16 protein-coding genes are annotated in these 21,409 nt (G+C 63.4%); 7 read left to right on the forward strand and 9 right to left on the reverse strand.

All coding sequences use genetic code 11. From position 1 onward, the window contains the following. The 3 genes from ABI213_RS13565 to ABI213_RS13575 all read right to left on the reverse strand — a co-directional run. Nucleotides 1-1,012 (reverse strand): CHASE2 domain-containing protein (locus ABI213_RS13565; RefSeq protein WP_348027521.1); only part of this gene is annotated, 1,012 nt, incomplete at its 3' end. A gap of 7 nt (nt 1,013-1,019) precedes the next feature. Next, a complete protein-coding gene (locus ABI213_RS13570; RefSeq protein WP_348008225.1) occupies nt 1,020-1,892 on the reverse strand; it encodes a hypothetical protein in 873 nt (290 codons plus the stop codon). Nucleotides 1,893-1,915: 23 nt separating this feature from the next. Further along, nucleotides 1,916-4,873, reverse strand: a complete 2,958-nt coding sequence (locus ABI213_RS13575; RefSeq protein WP_348008226.1) for a CHAT domain-containing tetratricopeptide repeat protein — start codon at nt 4,871-4,873, stop codon at nt 1,916-1,918. Nucleotides 4,874-5,236: 363 nt separating this feature from the next. Here ABI213_RS13575 and ABI213_RS13580 point away from each other — a divergent pair, with 363 nt between their 5' ends. The 5 genes from ABI213_RS13580 to ABI213_RS13600 are packed head-to-tail and all read left to right on the forward strand — an operon-like array spanning nt 5,237 to nt 10,538. Further along, entirely contained in the window at nt 5,237-5,782 is a 546-nt protein-coding gene (locus ABI213_RS13580) for a MarR family transcriptional regulator (RefSeq protein WP_348008227.1), read from the forward strand. Next, complete coding sequence (locus ABI213_RS13585) at nt 5,779-6,204, forward strand: DUF393 domain-containing protein (RefSeq protein WP_348008228.1); 426 nt, start codon at nt 5,779-5,781, stop codon at nt 6,202-6,204. Before ABI213_RS13580 ends, ABI213_RS13585 begins: the two co-directional genes overlap by 4 nt. Nucleotides 6,205-6,206: 2 nt before the next feature. Further along, nucleotides 6,207-6,665, forward strand: a complete 459-nt coding sequence (locus ABI213_RS13590) for a cell division protein (RefSeq protein ID WP_348008229.1) — start codon at nt 6,207-6,209, stop codon at nt 6,663-6,665. Further along, on the forward strand, nt 6,658-8,100 hold the full coding sequence (locus ABI213_RS13595) for a TIGR01777 family oxidoreductase (RefSeq protein ID WP_348008230.1): 1,443 nt from the start codon (nt 6,658-6,660) through the stop codon (nt 8,098-8,100). The genes ABI213_RS13590 and ABI213_RS13595 overlap by 8 nt, the downstream gene beginning before the upstream one ends. Next, entirely contained in the window at nt 8,100-10,538 is a 2,439-nt protein-coding gene (locus tag ABI213_RS13600) for a PEP-utilizing enzyme (protein ID WP_348008231.1), read from the forward strand. Before ABI213_RS13595 ends, ABI213_RS13600 begins: the two co-directional genes overlap by 1 nt. A gap of 71 nt (nt 10,539-10,609) precedes the next feature. Here the strand turns inward: ABI213_RS13600 and ABI213_RS13605 are convergent, their stop codons facing one another. The 5 genes from ABI213_RS13605 to ABI213_RS13625 all read right to left on the reverse strand — a co-directional run bounded on the left by ABI213_RS13605 (nt 10,610) and on the right by ABI213_RS13625 (nt 14,791). Further along, complete coding sequence (locus ABI213_RS13605; protein WP_348008232.1) at nt 10,610-11,824, reverse strand: MFS transporter; 1,215 nt, start codon at nt 11,822-11,824, stop codon at nt 10,610-10,612. A 127-nt stretch (nt 11,825-11,951) separates the two neighbouring features. Beyond that, on the reverse strand, nt 11,952-13,016 hold the full coding sequence (locus ABI213_RS13610) for a serine endopeptidase (RefSeq protein WP_348008233.1): 1,065 nt from the start codon (nt 13,014-13,016) through the stop codon (nt 11,952-11,954). Between the two features lie 23 nt (nt 13,017-13,039). Continuing rightward, entirely contained in the window at nt 13,040-13,843 is an 804-nt protein-coding gene (locus tag ABI213_RS13615; protein WP_348008234.1) for a DUF2145 domain-containing protein, read from the reverse strand. 10 nt (nt 13,844-13,853) lie between these two features. Further along, the gene (locus tag ABI213_RS13620) at nt 13,854-14,312 is read right to left on the reverse strand and encodes a hypothetical protein (RefSeq protein ID WP_348008235.1); all 459 of its coding nucleotides are present in this window, start codon (nt 14,310-14,312) and stop codon (nt 13,854-13,856) included. A gap of 32 nt (nt 14,313-14,344) precedes the next feature. After that, nucleotides 14,345-14,791, reverse strand: a complete 447-nt coding sequence (locus ABI213_RS13625) for a YiaA/YiaB family inner membrane protein (protein WP_348008254.1) — start codon at nt 14,789-14,791, stop codon at nt 14,345-14,347. 186 nt (nt 14,792-14,977) lie between these two features. On the opposite strand from ABI213_RS13625, the gene ABI213_RS13630 reads away from it, so the two are divergent. Both ABI213_RS13630 and ABI213_RS13635 read left to right on the forward strand, forming a co-directional pair. Next, complete coding sequence (locus ABI213_RS13630; protein ID WP_348008236.1) at nt 14,978-15,826, forward strand: PA4780 family RIO1-like protein kinase; 849 nt, start codon at nt 14,978-14,980, stop codon at nt 15,824-15,826. Between the two features lie 162 nt (nt 15,827-15,988). Then, a complete protein-coding gene (locus ABI213_RS13635; protein WP_348027523.1) occupies nt 15,989-19,474 on the forward strand; it encodes an EAL domain-containing protein in 3,486 nt (1,161 codons plus the stop codon). A gap of 8 nt (nt 19,475-19,482) precedes the next feature. Here ABI213_RS13635 and ABI213_RS13640 read toward each other — a convergent pair whose 3' ends face one another. After that, nucleotides 19,483-21,408 (reverse strand): MFS transporter, encoded by a 1,926-nt coding sequence (locus tag ABI213_RS13640; protein ID WP_348027525.1) that lies wholly within the window; start codon nt 21,406-21,408, stop codon nt 19,483-19,485. Nucleotide 21,409 lies beyond the last annotated feature (1 nt).

Raw genomic sequence — 21,409 nt, forward strand, 5'->3', positions numbered from 1 at the left:
GCACCAACAGTAGCAGTACCACCGCCAGCGCCACCTGGGCCGCCACCCGCAAGCGCAGCGGAGCAAACCAGAGCAGGCTGCACAGCCCCGCCAAAGCGGCGATCCATCCCCAAGCCACCGGCTCCACTAGCCCGCCGTTGAGCAGAGAACGCAAGATTTGCGCGTGCACCAGCACACCGGGCACAGTACGGCCGTTGTCAGCTTCCCAGCCCGCCAGGTTGACCGGCTGCAAAAGGCGGTCATCCAGCGGTAAAACGCTGCCCAGCAGCACCGGCTTGCCTGCAAAGGCCTGGGTCAGGTGCACCATGTCGCCAGCCTCGGCCCACGCGGTGACTTGCTGCAGGGGGATGTAGTGCGCCAGGGGTGGCAGCGCATAGTTGATCAAGCCGGACTGGGGCAGCGCGCGCGGCTTGATTTTGCGCAGCATTTGCCCAGCCAGTGTAGACACGGGTTCGCTGCTTTCGCCCAGTTGCTCGTTGAAGCGGCGCACCACATGGTCGGCATCGGGGGCCAACAGCAGCGAACCACTGCCTCCGCTTCCCGCCATCGCCAGAAACGGCGGATAAATCGGGCGGGGCTGGCCCGCATCGTCCACCGACACGCCCAACACCAGGGGGGTACGCTGGCGCGCCATGATCAGGCCGCGCAGCAGCTGCAGGTCGCTACCGGGCAGCATCGCATCAAACGAGCGGTTGGGTAGCACCAGGTCCAGCCCCACCACCGCAGGTTGGGCCAGCGCCATGCCACGGAAAAAGCTGCCCAGATGGCTGTGCCACAGAGCGAGGGGCTCGGCAAACTGCTGCAGGGTGGCCTGGTCGATGCCAACGACCACCACCTCTTTGTGCACCGGCTGCGGGGCGTAGCGCAGCAGCAGCCGCTGCTGCGCGTCCAGCAGGCCCGATTCCAGGGGACGGACCAGCGGTGTGCACAGCAGCATGGCGGCCAATGCCAGCAGCAGTCCGTAACCAGCCCACAGAGACGGAAAACCGAAGGTCGTCGCGCGAAACGGCATGCCCGGCTTATTTCGTGGCCAGGCTGCGCAGTTCGGGCAGGTCGGGCCGCTCTTGGGCCAGCGCCTGCCACAGCTTGCGGGATTCGCTCAGAAACCGGCCTTGCTCCAGCAAGGACGCAAAAATCAGCCGGTCGGAAAACGGCGCTTGCGGACTGGGACGCAGGGCCTCCATGCGCTCCCGCTCCGGGGCACTGGGCAGCGAAAAGTAGGACGAACGCGCCAGGCTGTTGGCCCCCGGCACCTCGATGCTGACAGTCCACAGGTAGTTCACCCCGGCCTGCAGCGGCACGCTGTCGTCCAGCACCAGCTGGCTGCCTTGCACCGGAGTGCTCAGCAAGACCTTGTCGCTGCCTTCGTCGCGCAACTCAAACTGGGCGCTGGGCACACCAGGGGGCATGGTCCAGGCAAACACCGGGCGGGCGCTAAGCACTTTGCCGGTGGGCTCCAGCAGCTTGAGCCGCTCCAGCCCCGCGCCGCGCATCACCATGCCGCCCAGCACCACGCGGCCATTGGTGGTCTGTAGCTTGGCCGTCTCGGCAGCCACCACCGAGCGGCGCAGCACGGCCGTGGCCCCAGCCACGGATTGCGGCTCGGTCACGCCCACGGTAGCCCGCGCGGGGCCAATCAGCTGAAATTCGGTACCCGACTGCAGGTACACAAAGCTCAGCATGCCGCCCCGCTCCAGCGCGATGTCGGCCCCGGCAGCCAGCTCGGACAGCAAGGCCACGGGCGGGCCCGCTGGCGCAAAAACCACCCCGCCTTTGACATTGGTGACCACGGCCACCGCCTGCGCACTGGCGTGGGTTGCCAGCAGGCAACAGCAGAGCAACACAAGCCCGCCGATCCAGCGGATCGCGGCGGTAGAACGGGTAGACAACATGGGGTTCCTTACAGAGCGGGTCATCATCGCACCGGATCGCCGAACAGCGCATACGGTGCCCAGTAAAACGGGTGGCTCCAGCGCCCACCGCCCAGGCCGCCATCGGCCATGGCCAATTGGGCCTGGCGCAGACTTTCGGCCCGCGTTGCCGTGCCCTTGGCCTGGCGGCCAAAGGTGGCGCTGGTCAGGGCGGCGGCAGAGCTGGACTCGACCGCCCAATGGGTTGCCAGCACCGAGCGGGCTCCTGCAAAAAAGAAGCCCCGCACCAGGCCCGACATGGCCGCCCCGCCCTGCTCGCCCGCCGCCGTGTTGCACGCCGACAGCAGCACCCACTGGGCGTTCAACCGCAGGCCCAGCACGTCGTCCAGCTCCAGCAACGGCGACTCGCGCGCGTCGGCCGTGGCGGCCATCGCCAGTGACGGCTTGGAGATGCCCGGCAGTTCGCCAGGTAGCAAGCCATGGGTGGCGAAAGCGACCACCCGGCGGTCCAACAGGTTGGCATCCAGCACAGCGCGGCGGGTGGCCTGGGCACCGAGAAACAGGTCGGTTTGGGCATTGGCCCCCAGGGTGCTGGCCAGCGCCAACAGCTCGGTACGGGTGTCGGGCAGGGGCGGCATGTCGGCGTAGCGGAAGCCCCATTCCGCGTCGTAGCGGGTGGCCTCGGATGGCAAGCTGGTGGCCTGCGGCTGCGCCTTGGCGGCTGGGCTGGTGGCGCTGTTGAACAGTGGGTCGCCAAAGCCCATCAACGCCTTGGCGGCCACCGCAGGCTGCGCCACACGGCGCAGGGCTTGCAGGGCCGAGGACGAGGGCAGTTGCGTCACCGCCATTTGCCGCACCAGCCAGGCCGGTGGAGTGCTGGGCACGGGCGGCTGGGTCACCAAGGCCGCCAATGGCAGGCTGGCCAACGGGCCGTCGGTGGCGACCAGCAGGGAGTGCACATTGCGCAGCGCCGGTTCTAGCTGGCCGAGCAGGTCTTTGTACAACGCGTACAGGGCAGCGGTGGGTATAGTCGGTTCACGCCCGGCGGGGGCGGCCCCCAGGTCCAACAGAGCCCGCAGATCGGTCACACGGCGGCCCAGGTCGGCGCGGGTGAGCTTCGCGGCGCTAAAGGCCTTGCTGCCGTCCGCCCCTAGCAACCAGACCAGGGTGGCGGTGTCGGTGGGGTAGACCACCAGCAAGGATTCCCCGGTGCCGAGCAACTGGCGCAGCTGGTCGGGCTTGGGGGTGCTGGGCGTGACCAGGTCGGCATAGGCGGGAAACTGCTTGGCAATCGCTTCGCGCTGGGTGGTCAGCACGGCTCGCGCCGCCGCCGCATCGGCCTGCCGAGTTTTGATGCTGTCGCGCACCCCTTGCTGGCGCTCGGTGACGGTTTTGCGCTCGGCTTCGGGCAGGGCCTTGAATTCTGGCGATTGCGCTTTGCGCCGCAGGCTGTCTTCCTCCATCAGGCTGGTGTTGAGCGTGGCCACCAATGCAGCCACGGCCTGGCGCTGGGTTTGCTCCTGGTCCAGCAGCGCGCGCAGGGCCGGGGTACTGGCCAGCACCCGGGCCGTGCTGTCGGTGATGGCGCGCTGGGTCACGCCCAGGCTGCTGCGGTCGGCGATTTGCAGGGCGCGGTCACTCATGGCCGGGTCTACGGCCTCGCCCTTCAGGGCCTTGTCGGCCACAAAGCGCATGAACTCGTCAAAAGCGATGCCCAGCACATAGCCACGCACGCCGCGCAGCTCCAGGTCGAGCCAGCCGCCCGGGTTGTCCAACGTGGCGGCAAACAGCGCCTCGTAGTCCACCATCGCCAGCCGCACATCGCCGCGCAGCAGGCGGACCAGGCCGCGCATACCGGCGGCCTCCTGGGTGAGCGGGTGGCTGCTGCCGTACAGGCGGTTGCGGTAGCGCACGATGCGCTCGGCCTGCTCCAGCGCCTCCTCCATGCGGCCATTTTTGGCGGCCAGCAAAGCCAGTAGCCGCCAGTCGGACGCGCGGGTGCGGGCCAGCACATCGGGCGGCATGCTGCCCAGAAAGCTGCGGTACGACGCATCGGCCTCCTGCCAGCGCTTCAGGCCGATCAGGGCACGCACGACCTCCTGGCGCGCCAGCCAGCCGGTATGGCTAGCAGCGCTAACGCCGGCACTCTGCAGCATTTGGTCGGACAACTGGGCAGCCGCCAGCGCGGGCTGGTACTGCTGGGTGGCATTCAGGCTGGCGGCCAAGCGGTAGTTCCAGCGTGCGCCCAGGCCGTCGCTGATCAGGCCCGCATGCCACAGCGCCAGGTTGGACTGGGCCACGTTGATGGCTTCTTGCGGACGGCCGTCGCGCACCAGGGCATAGGTGAGCATGCCCATGGACCCATCTAGCCGCCCATACGCCTCCAGCACCGCCGGGTCGCGCGGGCCGCTGCTGCGGGTCTTGGCACTCTGTACAGCATTGCGGCCCACCCCAATGGATTCGCGCAGCGTGGCCACGGTGGCCTTGGTATTGCCCTGCATGCGCTCGATCTCGGCCCGCACCTGCAGCCGGTCCATGGGCAAAGAGGCGGGCACCGTGCCCCCCTGGCGCAGCGCCTGGGCGGCCAGGTCGTCGGCGCGCGACCACATGCGGGCCACAATGGCGCGGTCATTGCCCTGGGCCGCAAAGTAGGTCTGGCGCAGCGCCACCACGGCGCGCACGCCCAGCGACAGGCGGGTATCGGTGACAAATGCATCGCTGGCCTCCAACGCCTTACCCGAACTGCCCCAGGTGAACTCGCCATTCAAGTAGGTAATGATCCAGACGTCGCCACCCGGCCGCCCCTGGCCCGTATCCACCAGCTGGCGCGCCGTAGCGATGTAGCGGACGCGGTCTTCCAGCAGCTGGGCCGCACGGAGCTGGCGCTGCAGCGCGGCATAGCGGGCATCGGGAACGTCGGGCAGCGGCTGAGCCAGCAGGCGGGTGGCTTCATCGGGGGTCAGGTTGCTGCCGCTGGTATCGGCATCTTCCAGGGTGGACATACCACCGCCGTCATCGCGCTCGCTTTGAGCGTGTATTGCGGCAGGCAAAGCAAGACAAAGTGCCAGCAGGCAAACCAATAGCCCATGGCGGCCCGGGCGCTGCAGCGCTGGCAGTAGATTCACGTGCAGACTCCCTTGGTAGCAAGAGAGGGAATCTTAGGTCTGGGCGATCGACTGTGTCAATCTGTTACAAATGGTCTACTACTATGGATTTAATAGCTGCTTGCGCAGGCAGTATTTGCGCCAGAGGCACTTTTTATACTTTCAAAAATCTTTGTTGTCGCACTTTGCTGGTACAGACAGCTTGACATCAGGACCATTTAATTCTTTAATTTCTGTAACGACAGAAATTAAAGAATTAAGATGAATCTCAGTTCTACTACCCAAAAATTTGTTCTCCACTGGGGCGAAATGGGCACCCGCTGGGGGGTAAATCGCACAGTGGCGCAGATCCATGCGCTGTTGTACTGCAGCAACCAGCCGTTGCATGCTGAAGACATTGCCGACACGCTGAATGTGGCCCGCTCCAATGTCAGCAACAGCCTGAAAGAATTGCAAGCTTGGGGCTTAGTGCGCGTCACCCACGCGGTAGCCGACCGACGCGACCACTTTGTGGCCCATCAGGACATCTGGGACATCTTCCGCGTGGTAATGGACGAGCGCAAAAAGCGCGAGCTGGATCCCACGCTAACGCTGCTGCGCGAATGCGCCGCTGGAGCCCAGGACGACCCGGACCTGGATTCCGCCACCCACGCCAAGATGGCGTCGATGCTGGAGTTCATGGAGCTACTGATGCGCGCCTACGACGACTTTAAGCACTTACCTCCCGCCACCCTGAAACGCCTGCTCAAGATGGGTGGCACGGTGGCCCAGTTTTTAGGCCCGGACACCAAAGGCAGCAAGCTATGAGCACACCTGCACTACGCCTTTACTTCGACGGGCAATGCCCATTTTGCATGGCAGAAATGGCCCGGCTGAGGCTCTGGGACACCGCCGGAAAGCTCGCGTTTACCGACATGGCCGAAGACGGTTTTGATCCGACTCCTATGGGTGTAGACATGGCGGCCCTCAACCGAGAGCTGCACAGCTTGACTGCCGATGGACAGGTGTTGATCGGCATCGACAGCTTACTGGCTGCCTATACCTTGGTCGGGCGGGGGTGGGTGGTATTTCCCTTGAGGGTAAAAGCTTTCCGTCCGGTGCTGGCGGCGCTGTATCGGGCGTTTGCACGCAATCGCTACCAGTTCTCAAAAATGTTGGGCTACCGGCCGGTACCGGCGTGCGAGGCAGGGATATGCCGCACGGGAAGCCCTTTTTTACCGCGCGAATAACCATGCCACAACAGGTAAATTCTGCTACCCGCACCTGGCTGGTGCGGTGGATGTACGCAGCGGCACTGGCCCATTTTGTCGTTGGTGTGTTGCTGCCCTGGGTGGGCAACGCAGCGCTATTTGATGGCTACCACCAAAATATCGAGCATGCATTTTGGGGCGCGTTGGTACCGGCCGCGGCACGGGCACAACAGGTGTGGTGGCTGGCACTTTTTGGCGCTACGGTGCAGTGCACGGCGCTGTGGATGGGGGCGTTGGTTCGTCTGGGCGATACCCAAAAAAATGCCAGCGCTTGGGGCTGGCTCATTGCCGGGCTGTTGGTATGGGCACCGCAAGACATGCTGATTTCCTGGCAAGCCGGGGTGTGGGTGCACGTGTGGGCCGACAGCTTTGCGCTGGTCAGCATGCTGCCGCCCCTGGTCTGGCTCTACCGCCTTGACCGCAAGGCACGCCATGCATGAAGCTACCTATCTCACCTGGGCGTTGAACCTATTGATTGCACAGGGCCTGATGGGCGCCTTTGACACGCTGTACCACCACGAACTGACGGTGGATTTACCCCACCGGCCCAGTGCGAGGCTGGAGCTGGCGATCCATGCGGTGCGCGCAGTACTGTACGGCCTGCTGTTTGCGGGCATCGCCCATCTGGAATTTCACGGCGTATGGGCATGGCTGTTGGCGGGTGTGGTGCTGGTTGAAGTTGCGCTCACGCTCTGGGATTTTGTGGTGGAGGACCAAAGCCGCAAGCTACCCGCCACCGAACGGGTGCTGCACACGGTGCTGGCCATCAACGGCGGTGCATTGTTTGGCCTGTATGGGGCGCAATTGGTGCAATGGTCGGCTTTGCCCAGCGCACTGGTGCCCCTTGATTTTGGCTGGCGTGGCTGGGTGCTGACGCTGTTTGCAGCCGGGGTGGCCGCATCGGGCGTACGCGATGGGCTGGCCGCTTTGGGCATGGCACGTTTGGCTGCTGCACAGAATCCATTCAAACACCTGCCGCACCAGCGGGTATTGGTGACCGGCGGCACAGGCTTTATCGGCGAGACGCTGGTAGGCCAGTTGCTGGACGCAGGCCACCAGGTGACCGTATTTACCCGCGCGCCCCTGCGTGCCGCTTACTTGTTTGATGGGCGTGCGCGTTGCATCCGGTCGATTGGTGCGCTGAATGCAGCAGAAACCTTCGATGCCGTCATCAACCTGGCGGGAGCGCCGGTCGTAGGCCCACGCTGGTCAGCCCGCCGCCAACAGCAACTGTTGGCCAGTCGCGTCGGTACCACGCAGGCGCTGGTAGATTGGCTGGCCAAAGCGCAGCACAAGCCCGCTGTATGGTTACAGGCATCGGCCATTGGTTTCTACGGCGTACGCGATGCGGCGGAAACTTTGGCCGAAGACAGTGCCCAAGGGACCGGTTTCATGGCCACACTCTGCGCCCAATGGGAAGCTGCAGCCCAGGCTGCTGGCGCGTACGGCACACGCCAGGTGGTATTACGCCTGGGTTTGGTTTTTGGCCCCGGCGGGGCACTGATGCCGCTGCTGCTGCCATTTCGTGTCGGCTTGGGTGGTCGCATGGGCAGTGGCCGCCAAATAATGAGCTGGATCCACCGCGACGACGTGCTCCAGCTGGTCGCCCGCGCCTTGCATGACCCGCAGATGCAGGGTATCTACAACGCGGTGGCCCCCGATGCCGCCAGCCAGGCCGTGTTTGCCCGCACCGCAGGGCAGCTACTGGGCCGCCCGGTTTGGTTCCATGTGCCCGCCTTCCCGATCCGCTGGTTGCTGGATGAAATGGCGGAATTATTTGTCGATGGCCAACGGGTGGCACCTGCCCGGTTGGTCGAGGCAGGTTTTGTGTTCCGCTTCCCCACACTCGACAGCGCCCTGCGCGACCTTGCCTGATGCATAAACCTGTTTTGTATTTGCTCGCAGGCAATGGCGGTGCAGCCGACTGGTGGGCCGATGCACAGCCCTACTTCCAGCATTACCAGCCCGTCCCCTTGGAGCTGCCCGGTTTTGGCGCCAACTCCGAGCCGCCCTGTACCGACTTGGCGGCTTACGCAGATGCTTTGCTGGCCGCCACCACACCGGGCAACGCCATACTGGCTGTGGGTGTCAACGCGCTGCTAGTGCTACATGCCTTGCAACGCCAGCCGCGGCACTTCACGCGCACCGTCCTGCTGGCACCCGTGGGCGTGTTTTTATGGCAGCGCACGCTGCCGGCACTCATGGCTCCGCTGCCGCTGCGCAAAGCCGTGCACTGGCTGCTTTCAAACCGGCCGACATGGTTCGCGGCCAAGTTTTCTGCGCAAACCTGGACTCCCGCCCAGTACCGGCGCATGGGCGAAGGTTACCGGCGCTGCCGCGCATTTGTGCCCTACTGGGACCTGGTGCGGGCGGACACGGCCCTGCCACTGCTGGAGTGGATCACCGACCCGATAGAGCTGGTATGGGGTGGACGCGATGCGGTACTAAACCAAGCGCATGCAGCCGCCTGGTCCGCCGTGTTGGCGCGTGCACAGTTAACGGTACAAATCCAACCCACTTGGGGGCATTACCCGTGGATTGACGACCCGGCGGGGTTCACGGCATGGCTGGAATCCCGCAACACGGGCTTCGTGGCCCACAGCAAGGGCGGAAGGCTGCGGCTGGCGGAACTGGCTGGACTACCTGTGCCGCCGTGCATCAGCGTCACCCAAAGCGGCGATCCACGCCTGTCCGATTTGTTGAAAATACACCCCCAGACTCTGTGGGCCGTACGCTCTTCCAGCGCCGCTGAAGACCAGGCCGATGCCGCCAATGCCGGCCTGAGCACCACGTACCTGCGCCAGCCTGCAACCGAGGTGGCCAACTGCATCAACGCACTGCACACCTCAGGAGTAGAAGAAGTGGTGGTGCAGCGCTTTATCGCGCCCCAGGTGTCCGGCATTGCCTTTGTGCGGCATCTGGCGGTGGAAGTGGAGTGGGTAGAAGGCCACTTGGAATCGCTGGCCGATGGCCGCACAACACCGCTTCGGGCCACACTTTCACGCTTGGGGGCTGCATGGTCCGAGGGCGATTTTCCGGGTAGCCACGGTTTGACCTACAAGGCACTGTGGCGATTTTTGCAAGCGGTACTGCGCTGTTTCCACTACGTGCATGGCGATGTGGAATGGGCTTGGGATGGCCAGCAACTCTGGCTCTTGCAATACCGCCCCATCAGTGACTACGGCTGGCGCAGACACCTGACCGCCGCCAACATCGCCGAAATCCTGCCACCCCAACCCAGTAACCTGGTCGAATACGCCCAACGCCGCGCCGCCGCCAGCATTCCTGCGGTCATGGCCCGCTGGGACACACGGGTGCTACAAGACAACGAGCCTTTCACCAGCCTGTGGGGCGATGCCTCGTATATCAACAACGACCTGTTTCTGGCCCGGCTGGCCGACTGGGGTCTATCGGCGAAGCGCTATGCGGGCGAAGTCGGCGGCACTGCCCCCGCGCTACCCTGGCGGCCACTGCACATGCTTCGCTCGCTACCCCTGTTTTGGCGCATGCAAAAGCACAGCCGGCGGTCACTGCCAGCGCTGGAACACCAACTGCACCGCTTTAACGAAGAACTCAAGCGGCTCACATTTTCCAATGCCAATGGCCAAGCGCTAGCCGACTGGTTTGTTCGGTTTTATGTGTTTGTGGTGCAGGGCAATGTGTGTATTGCCACCGCGTTAGCCAGCAGTGGAGGCGATGCCTTGGGTCGTCCAGCCACCGTGTACCAGCATGACTTAGGTCAAACGCCGCACCGACTGCCCTGGGAAACCGACCCCGCCAGCCCCCGACCGGCTGCCCAACCCTTGCCGCTACAAGCCTTTCCTGCCTGGCCCGCCCATGTGCGTCTGGCCCACCGTCTCGGACTTCCCGGCATGCGGGGCCATTACGTGCAAGTGCGCGAGTGGTACCGCGACAACTTGATGCGCATCTTCTTTCGACTCCACCACGCCATGCCCTTGGCCGACCGACCGCACTGGTTTGCACCCCACCCCGCTGCGCGCACCCAGCAGGGCAGCTTTTGGCAAGATGGCCACAGCAGCACAGAGCAAGGCGCAGGCTTTGTCATCTTCCCCGGCGCGGTTGAAGGCGTTTTGGGCGACGACATCTTGCTGGTAGACACTCTAGACCCCGGCCATTACGCCGATTACAAAAACGCCCGCGCCGTAGTGGTCCGTATGGGTGGGCGCTTGTCGCATGGAGCCACCTTGCTGCGCGAACTGCGCAAGCCGTCAGCCGTACTACCCGATGTCGACATGCGCTGGCGCGGCGAACGCGTCCGCTACCACGATGGTGTCTTGTTACGCATACCTTGAAAAATTGCTACTCTAAATATAGCTGTCTGCGCAGGTATATGCTGCGCAAATGGCCAATTTCACACTGAACATTAGTGTGCAAATACTGTAGCATCCCGCACCACCGTTGGCAGCTGCGCGTACTTACGGTCTTGCGCCCGGGCCACAAAGCTCAGGCCAAAGCCCAGCAGCGCCAACGCCGCACCCACCCAAGGCAATTGGCTGTAGGGCACGCCAGACTGGATGGCCAGGCCGCCAAGGTAAGCACCGCTGGCGCAGCCGATGTTGAAGCCACCCTGGTTCAGGGTGGAGGCGAGGTTGGGCGCGTTGTGCGCCGCGTCGATCACCCGCATTTGCAGCGGCGGCACCACGGCAAACACCAGCGCCCCCCAGATTGGCAAGGTCAGCATGGCCGACCAATAGGCGTGGCTGGTCAGGGTAAAAGCGGCCATGACCAGCACCACCAAGAAGAAAGTGACGCTGATCAAACGCAGCGGGCGGCGGTTGGCCAACTGGCCGCCGACGATGTTGCCAATGGTCAAACCCACGCCAAACAGCAGCAAAAATGCGCTCACACCGCTATCGGTCACCATCGTCACATTGCTGAGGATGGGGCGGATGTAGGTAAACACCGCAAACAGGCTGGCCGCCGACAGCGCGCTCATGGCCATGCCCAACAACACGCGCGGGTCGCGCAGCACGCGGAACTCTTGCGCCAAGCCGGGGCTGGGCAAGGCGGGCATGCGCGGCAACACGGCAGCAATGCCGACCAGCGCCACCATGCCAATCGCCGCCACCACGGCAAAGGTGTATCGCCAACCCACCACTTGGCCCAATGCGGTGCCGCCGGGCACACCCAGCACATTGGCCAGCGTCAGCCCGGCAAACATCAGCGCCATGGCTTTCGCCCGCTGGTCGCGCGGCACCAGGTCGGCGGCCACCACCGCGCCCATGCCAAAGAAAGCGGCATGGGCAAACGCGGTGAACACGCGCGCCGCCATCATCAGCCCAAAGTTGGGGGCCACTGCGCAGAGCAAGTTGCCCAACATGAAAATGGCCATGAGTGCCAGCAGGCTGCCCTTGCGCGGCGCGCGTGACAGTGCGGCGGCCATCAGCGGCGCACCGACCACCACACCCATGGCATAGCCGGTGACCAGCATGCCGGCCGAGGGAATGGAGACCTGCAAATCGGCGGCCACCTCGGGCAGCAGACCCATGATGACAAACTCGGTAGAACCGATGCCGAAAGCCCCCACGGTCAGGGCCAACAAGGGGATGCGCTGGCGCAGTTGGGCGGTAAAAGACATGCGGGGTAGACCTTGCAGAGGGTGGCCCACGGGGCCAAACTAGGGATAACCCGTATCTTAAATGCGGGACCCACACTATGGTGTAACGGCCCGCATCTCCTCACAAAACTGCGGCTTTTACGGGAATTTAAGGTGATTGAGCCACCGCCGGGGCAGATTGCGTGGCCGACGTGCCACAGGCATGGCAGAACTTGGCGAAGGCGCTCTTGCGGGTGTGGCAGGGCACGCAGTGGTCAAACAGGCCAATACCGCAGTGCGGACAAAAGTCGATGTGGTCGTTCTTCAGATCCACCTGGCGCTCGCAACCGGGGCACACGCTTTTCGCCAGGCGGGCCAGGGCCACGTCGTAGCTCAGCTCTTCGCGGCGTTGGGCATCGGGCAGGGCTTCGGCCAGCTTTTGCTTTTCCAGGTAGCGATTCAGCGCCACGATGGCCTGCCGCCCGACCAGCACCGTGAGCACGATACCCACTACATAGCGCACGTAGCCGCCGTAACTCGGCAAATAAGGTACCAGTTCGACAAAAAAGGCGAACAGTGCAAAGTAGATGAAGCCCCACACAAACGGCCAATAGGTGCTTTTGCGCTTCTTGGCAAACAGCCAGCCCGCAATCGCCAGCAGCGGCAGAGTCAAGGCCAGTCGGTAGCCGAATACGCGCAACTCCTGGGCCCGCTGGGCCTGCTGCAAGCCGCTGTCGGCCGCACGCTCCAGGGTGTTGAGCTGGGTTTGCGCCGCCTGCACCGACTGGCGGGCATCCAGAAGGACTTGCTCTTGCTGCTCGATGGCGCTTTGGGCCTTGCGTTCTGCAGCGGCCAAAGCATCTAGTGCCTTGGTGCGCTTGATCACCTCGGGGTCCTGGTCGGCGCGACCAGTGGCACCGCGTGTGGCCAGCCAGTTGTCGAAGGTTTCGCGGGCGGCACTGCTATTGGCGCGGGCCGTCTGGTGTTTGAGCTGGGCCTGCTCCAGCGCGGTATCGGCGGCTTCTTCGGCTTTATGGCCGCTGGCGATGGTGGCGCGTACCTGGGCGGCGGCGGGCTTGTCGATGAAATCCTCCAGGCTCAGCGTCTGCTCCACCTGCGGCAAATCGCCCACTACACTGCCACCCAAGCCAATCAGAAACCCGGCAAAAACCAACGCCACCAGCCACAGACCGCGCTGGAACCACTTTTCTGACAACCGCAATGCTTTGCTCATTTCAGCTCCTATTCAACGCCTATTTACAAACTCAACTGTACGGGTGCGGCCGCTAGCTGCGCCCGCTGCAGCCACGCAAAAATAGAATCGACGGTCACCGTCTCAATCCGGTCGCTGAAGCGCTTCTCATTGGGGTGGTCGTCAAACGCCACGTTGGCCTTGCTCACCCGTGCACCCAGCCGTGTCAGTGGCCCGATTTTGAGGGTGGTGGGGGTATAGCCTTTGAACTGCAGCCAGGCCTGGGCCTGCGCGCGCGAGTCCACCCCGGGCTCCATGGCAGAAGCCAGCGTTTCCAGCGCCCACTGGTTGGACTGCTGGTAGCGGGTGGCCCAGGCGTAGCTGACCAAACTGTAGGGCTTGCTGTTCAGGCGCACGGCACGGGGCGTGTCTTGCAGCAAGGCCAGCAGGCGCGCTTGCACCTCGGGCGTGGGCACGGACCAAGCGGCCTCATAGCGCCACAGGTCGTCCAGAAAAAACTCGCCCAGACCCTGGCGGTAGACAAATGCATCCGGCGTGCCGCACTGGTTGAGCTTGTGCAGCACCCGCCACACATGGCCACCCTGCCCATCTGGCTGCTGGTAGGCAAAACCCAGGTGGGAATAGTGCAGACCGTAGGTGCCCAGGTCTTGCCCGGCGCGGGCCAGAATGACCACCCGTGCGCCGCTGGCATCTAGTGCCGACAGGGTGCGCTCGGCCAACGTCAGGCCACGCTCGATGGTGGCGGGTTTGGGCGGCTGCTCGGCATCGCAGGAGCGTCCGGCCAGCGCGGCAGGGGCCAGCCACATACTGGTACACAGCAAAAGCACCGAAAAAATTTTACGCAGCATGGCGGCCCCTTTAGAACGTGACGCGTTCGTTGTGCAGCAAGGCGCGGCCCAGGGCATTGGGGATAAAGGCAATCGCCTCGCCCGCCGCCGACAACACCACCCCCGCGCCGATCACGCTCACCGTAACCACCGTCCCGGCCACCAGCGACACACCGGCCACGCCTGTGCCGACCACCTCCACACTGGCCTGCGCGCCGTCCGAGGCCCGTTCCAGCAGATACACCGTGCCGCGCGCCGTGGATTGCACGGTCTTCACCACCAGCACCGCGCCAGTGGTTGACAGTGCGACCGGCACCACCAGCACGGCACCGGCCACCGCGCTGGCACCCACCACCACCGATGCCACTGGCAAGGCCGAGACGGCGCTCAGGGCAGAGGCCTCGGTCTGCGCTTGGACATTAAATGAGGCTCCAGCGCAGGTAGCAACTGCGCAAGCAGCTATTAATAAAGTAGCAAATGTGTTTTTCATGGTTTTCTCTTTAGAACGTGTGGAAAGTTGATTCAGGCCGTGGTGGCATCGCGCAGATCGGCTTCGTGCTTGTCGCGCAGCGTCTTGGCCAGGGTGAAGGTGCAGGTGATCAGGTACAGCCAGCTCACGCCCAAAAAGGCCTTGTAGGTCTCGTTCACCTCCATGCGCGCCAGCCCCCAGCCGGTCAGGCCCATGGCAAGGAAGAAACCGCCCCACACCACGAACTTGAACATCGGCGTGTCAGCGGTGCGGCCTTCGCCCAGGGCGCGTTCGTTGTCGCGCACAAACTTGGCCAGCACAAAGGCCGCCGACAGGCAAAAGAAGTAGCCCATCACCATGAAGGCTCGGTCTAGGTCCTGGCCCGGCAGATAGGCCAGGCCCACGGCGCACACAAAGATGGCGATGGCAAACGACAGCCAGACTTGCAGCGACCAGGCTTTGGTATCGCGACTGGCGGTAGTGGAAGAATTGAGTTGCATGGCAGTGGTAGCGGATGGGTTGAACATGGCCGCGATTGTGTCCAGCGGCCCAGAAAACCGGGCTAGGTTTTTGGTTTCAATTGTTCTAAACACTCCTTGAGTACCGTATAGCGATACTTTTTACCAATTTTTGTACGTGACCGTAGCCGATACGGCCCAGTCGCGCCGCATGCAAAATGCTGTCCTATGAAAGCTCCCCCCAGACTGCAAGCCTTGGTCGAAGAAGGCCTGATCGACACCGTGGTCCGCCAGCTCATGAGCGGCAAGGAAGCCATGGTTTACGTAGTGCGCAGCGGCGACCACACCCTGTGCGCCAAGATCTACAAAGAAGCGACGAACCGCAGCTTCCGCCAGGCGGTGGACTACACCGAAAACCGCAAGGTCAAAAACAGCCGCCAGGCCCGCGCCATGGCCAAAGGCAGCAAGTTTGGCCGCGAATCCCAAGAGGCGGCCTGGCAAAGCGCCGAGGTCGATGCCCTGTACAAACTGGCCGATGCCGGGGTACGCGTGCCCAAGCCGTTCAACTTCTTTGAAGGGGTGCTGCTGATGGAGCTGGTGACCGACGCGCATGGCGATGCCGCCCCGCGCCTGAACGACGTGGCCTTCAGCCCCAAAGATGCGCGCGCCCACCACGCCACGCTGCTGGCCGAGGTGGTGCGCATGCTGTGCGCGGGCACGGTGCACGGCGACTTGTCGGAATTCAACATCCTGCTGGCCGCCGACGGCCCGGTCATCATCGACCTGCCCCAGGCGGTGGATGCAGCCGGTAACAACCACGCCCAGCGCATGCTGCTGCGCGATGTGGTGAACCTACGCGACTTCTTCGGCCAGTTCGCCCCCGAACTGCTAAAAACCAATTTCGGGCCGGAGATGTGGGAGCTGTACCAGCGCGGCCTGCTGTCCACCGAGGTGGTGCTGACCGGCCACCACGAACGCCAAGGCGGCGCGGTGGACATGGGCAGCGTGCTACGCGAGATCGATGATGCGCGGGCCGAAGACGCGGCGCGGCGGCTGCGCATGCAGCAGGCCAACTGACACAAAACCGCGTTGCCTCTCGCTGACTAATAGTTACATTTTGCAAGCATGCAGGCTAAGATGCCTTCGAACTAGTGCAGGAGTACCTTATATTGGAAGGCCGGTATGCATCCATGGCAAGCGGGTAACTGGGGGTCTTTATCGGCAAGGATCCGGCTGCTGGTGTTGCTTACCATCCTGCCGGCGGTGCTGCTGGTGGTCTACCAGGCAGGTAACAACCGCAAAGATGCGATTGCCGCGGCAGAAGAGAGGGCCAGGCTGACGGTACATACACTGGCCGCCAGCCAGCAGCGCCTGATCAATAACACCCAGCAGTTCCTTCACAAGCTGGCGGACATGCCCGAGGCGCAGCGGCCCGCCGCACCTGAATGCTCACATTTCCTGGCCGAAGTACTGTCGCTCAACAGCACTTACGTCAATCTGGGCATACCCCTTGCCGATGGCTCGCTGCTGTGCAATGCCACGCCCTTGAAAGCGCCAGTGAATGTGGCAGACCGGCCTTACATCCGGCAAGCCCTCAGCGCCCGCGAGTTTTCAGTAGGCACCTTCCAGCTAGACCGGGTGACCCGCACACCCAGCATCAATTTCGCCTACCCGGTCACCCATCCGGCCAACCAGCAAGTGATCGGGGCGGTGGTGGCCGTGCTGTCGCTGGATTGGTGGAGCCGCCGGTTGGCGGATCTAAGCCTGCCCGACGGCGCAGTGGCACGGGTTACCGACCCGAGTGGCTATGTGATTGCGCGCTTCCCCCCGGAACCTACAGAACTGGGCCTGACGTTCTACGACGCAGATTTCAGCAACGTATTGAGCCACCCGCACGAAGACGGCGTACTGCTGCGCCGCGACAGCATGGGCGCGCGCCAGTTGGTGGTGTTCAAGCCGCTGCTGGAGTCGGATGGCAAGGCCATTGCCACCATGAGTCTGACCTTGCCACTGGAGGAGCTGTATGCCGCTGCAAACCAGCGGATGTGGAACGACATCGGCTTTTTGCTGGCCGGCGTGCTGGCGACTTTTGTGCTGGCCCAAATGGCCATCCGCCGGGCGGTGGTCAACCCATTGCGCCAACTGCTCGATGCTACCGACCAGTTGGCCCAGGGACGCTATGTATCGGATCTGCCCACCACCGGCACCCATGAACTGGCGGAACTGGCCGAGCGCTTCAACCGCATGGCCGTGATGCGGCAAAACGCCGAAGCCCAGCTGCGCCAAAGCGAAGAGAGCCTGTCCATCACCCTGCACTCGATTGGGGATGCGGTGGTGGCCACCGATGCCGAAGGCAAAATCACCCGCATGAATGGTGTGGCCGAGCGGCTCACAGGATGGTCTTTGTCGGAAGCCGCCGGGCGTCCGTTGTCTAGCGTGTTCCGCATCGTCAACGCCAGTACCCGGGAACCCGTGGTCGATCCAGTGCAACTGGTTATGGCACGGGGCGACGTGGTCGGCTTGGCCAACCACACCGCACTGCTGGCGCGCAGCGGGGCCGAATACCAGATTGCCGACAGCGCCGCACCGATCCGCAATGCCCATGGCCAGATCGTCGGTGTGGTGCTGGTGTTCAGCGATGTCTCGGAATCGTACCGTGTACACCGGCAACTGGAAGAAAACGAGGCGCGTTTTCGTATCCTTTCAGCCCTGTCCTCCGACTGGTATTGGGAACAGGATGCGCAGTTTCGGTTCGTACGCTTCGAGGGCAACGCACAAGCGCAGCTCGACAAAAAAAATATTTCACCCTACGGGCAAACCCGCTGGGACGCGCCAGCTCTGAATGTGACGGAGGCCCAATGGGAACAGCACAAGTTGCTGTTGCAACAGCACCAGCCGTTCCATGATTTCGAAATCCAACGGGTCGACATTAAAGACGGACTCCCGTACTGGATATCCGTCAGCGGTACGCCGATTTTTGACGACCATGGCCAGTTTTGCGGCTACCACGGTATCGGCAAGGACGTCACCGCACGCAAGCACGCGGAGAACGAGCTGCGCATTGCCGCCATCGCCTTCGAGTCGCAAGAAGGCGTGCTGGTCACCGACAGCCACGCCGTGGTGCTGCGGGCCAACCACGCGTTTACCAAGATCACCGGCTACAGCGCCGAGGAAGCCATCGGGCAATCGGTACGCATGCTGTCTTCTGGGCAACATGACGCAGATTTTTTTGCCTCTATGTACGAAAGCCTGCAAAACACCCAGGAATGGCAAGGCGAGATATGGAACCGCCGCAAAGACGGTACCGTATGCCTGTACTACATGAGCATCACCGGGGTACTGGACGCGGATGGCCACCTGACCCATTACGTCTGCACGCTGGTCGATGTCACCCAGAAGGTCGCTGCCGCCAAAGAGATCGAACAACTGGCGTTCTACGATGCCTTAACCCACCTGCCGAACCGCCGACTGATGCAGGACCGCCTGCAACAAGCCTTCGCCTCCAGCATCCGCACCGGCAAGCAGGGTGCATTGCTGTGCCTGGACCTGGACCATTTCAAGAACCTGAACGACACGTTAGGGCATGACATGGGCGACGTGCTGCTGCAGCAGGTGGCGCAGCGCCTGATCGCCTGTGTGCGCGAGGGCGATACCGTGGCCCGGTTTGGCGGCGACGAATTCCTGGTTCTGCTGGAAGACCTGAGCCTGTACGCCCAGGAGGCCGCCGAACAAACCCAGCACATCGGCGAGAAAATCCTGGCCGCGCTGAACCAGCCCTACCAGTTGGCCTCGCACCACGTGCTCAGCACGCCCAGCGTGGGTGCCGTGCTGTTCAACGGCCAGACCCAGGCCATGGAGGAACTCGTCAAATACGCCGATCTGGCGATGTACGCCACCAAGAACGCCGGGCGCAATGCGATCCGGTTTTTCGATCCCATGATGCAGGCCGCGGTCACCGCCCGCGCGGCGCTAGAGAGCGATTTGCGCACCGCTGTGGCCGAGCAGCAATTCCAGCTGTACTACCAGGTGCAACTCACCCACCGCCGCCAAGCCGTCGGCGCCGAGGTGCTGATCCGCTGGCTGCACCCCACGCGCGGCATGGTTTCGCCCTTTGACTTCATCCCGCTGGCCGAAGAAACCGGCTTGATCCTGCCCATCGGCCTGTGGGTATTGGAAACCGCCTGCGCGCAGCTGAGGCGCTGGCAGGACGATCCCGCCAAGGCCGATCTGCAGCTGGCGGTCAACGTCAGCGCGCGGCAGTTCCGCCAGCCCGATTTCACCGAACAAGTCTGTGCCGTACTGCAGCACACCGGCGCCCGCCCGGACCGGCTCAAATTGGAACTCACCGAAAGCCTGGCGCTGGACAACGTGGGCGACACGATCACCAAAATGAAGGCCTTGCGGGCCCTGGGGCTGCGCTTCTCGATGGACGACTTCGGCACCGGCCAGTCCTCACTGTCCTACCTGACGCGCCTACCACTGGACCAGCTCAAGATCGACCAAAGCTTTGTCCGCAATATCGGCATCCAGCACACCGATGCGCTGATCGTGCAAACCATCATTGGCATGGCCCACAGCCTGGGGCTGGAGGTGATTGCCGAGGGCGTGGAGACCGAGCCGCAGCGCGCCTTTCTGGAGCAGCATGGCTGCCCGCTGTGCCAAGGCTATCTGTTCAGCCGGCCGGTGCCGCTGGAGGAGTTTGAGAGATTGCTCAGCGGGTATTGAAGACCGCCTCAAAGCGCCAAGGCCGCCACCCGTTCCCGCAGCAGCTCTGGCTGCACTGCATCCGCCACCATCGCAGGCCCCACGTTCAGCCCCACCCGGTTCAACACACCGCGGCGAAACGGCTTGGCCATGGCGGTGCCGCCTTCGACCCGGCTGAAGTACGAGCCCCACAGATTGGTCAGCGCCATGGGCACCACCGGCACCGGGGCGGTCTCCAGAATCTTCATGATGCCGCCCTTGAATTCCTGCAGCATGCCATCCTTGGTCAGGCCGCCTTCGGGGAAGATGCCCAGCAAATCGCCCTCTTGCAGCACCTTGGCGGCGGCGGCGAAGGCGGCTTCGTATGCCACGGGGTCTTCGGCGCGGGGCGCGATCGGAATGGCCTTGGCCAGACGGAACAGCCAGCCCAGCACCGGCACCTGGAAGATGCGGTGGTCCATCAAAAACACGATGGGGCGCGGGCTGGCGGCCATCAGCAGCACGGCATCGACAAAGCTGACGTGGTTGCAGGCGAGGATGGCCGGTCCGGTGATCGGGATGTGCGCGTCGCCGGTAACCTTAAAGCGGTACACACAGTGCGACAGCATCCAGGCCACAAAACGCAGCAGGTACTCGGGCACCAGCAGAAAGATATAGGCCGCCACCACGGCATTGGCAATGCCGGTGAACAAAAAGATTTGCGGAATCGTGAAGCCGCTGGTCAGCAGCGCCCCGGCGATCACCGAGCTGGCGATCATGAACAACGCGTTCAAGATGTTGTTGGCCGCAATGATACGGGCACGGTGGGTGGGCTGGCTGCGCAGCTGGATCAGCGCGTACATGGGCACGCTGTACAGCCCGGCAAACAGGCTGAGCAGCGCCAAATCGGCCATCACCCGCCAGTGCGCGGCGCGGGCGGTAAAAGCCGCCAGGCCCATCACCTCGCTAGGCGGCAGGCCGCGTGCGGCAAAGTACAAATCCACCGCAAACACGCTCATGCCGATGGCGCCCAGCGGCACCAAGCCGATCTCTACATGGCGGCGGCTCAGCACCTCGCACAGCAGCGAGCCGGTGCCGATACCGATGGAGAACACCACCAGCAGCAGCGTCGCCACCTGCTCGTCGCCGTGCAGCACCTCTTTGGCAAAGCTGGGGAACTGGCTCAAGAATACAGCGCCAAAAAACCACATCCAGCTGATGCCCAGCAGCGAGCGGAACACCACCGGGTTGCTGTTCGCCAGCTTTAAATTGCGCCAAGTCTCGGTAAAAGGGTTCCAATTGATCTTTAAACCGGGGTCGGTGGCGGGCAACTGCGGAATCGCCTGCGCCACCCAGCGGCCCACCAGGGCCAGACCGACGCAACCCACGGCCACCGCAGTGTGGCCCACCTCGGGAATCGCCACCAACAGACCGCCGACGATGTCGCCCAGCAAGATGGCTACAAAGGTGCCCATTTCGACCATGCCGTTGCCCCCGGTCAGCTCGGCATCGCTCAGCACCTGCGGCAGGTAGGCGAACTTGACCGGCCCAAACAGCGTGGAATGCAAGCCCATCAAAAACACGCAGGCCAGCAGCACCGGCACCTGCACGTCCACGTTGTGGGTGAAAAAACCGTAGCCCGCCAGCAGCATGATGGCGATCTCCAGGTTTTTCACCGCGCGGATCATCAGCGTCTTGGGGTATTTGTCGGTCAGTTGTCCGCTGGTGGCCGAAAACAGCAGGAACGGCAGAATGAACAGCGCGCCGATCACCAGCCCCGCCAGCGCCGGTGGCAGCCAGCTGACACTGAGCTGGTAGGTGACCATCACGGTGAACGAGAACTTGAACAGGTTGTCGTTCGCCGCGCCCGAAAACTGCGTCCAAAAAAACGGCGCGAAGCGGCGCTGTTTGAGCAGGGCAAACTGGTTGGGATGGGCCGTGGAATCGGCAGAGGCATCGGCAGGAAGGACTTGCATT

Origin of the sequence: Rhodoferax sp., assembly GCF_039922535.1 — a bacterium.
GTDB lineage: Bacteria > Pseudomonadota > Gammaproteobacteria > Burkholderiales > Burkholderiaceae_C > Rhodoferax_B.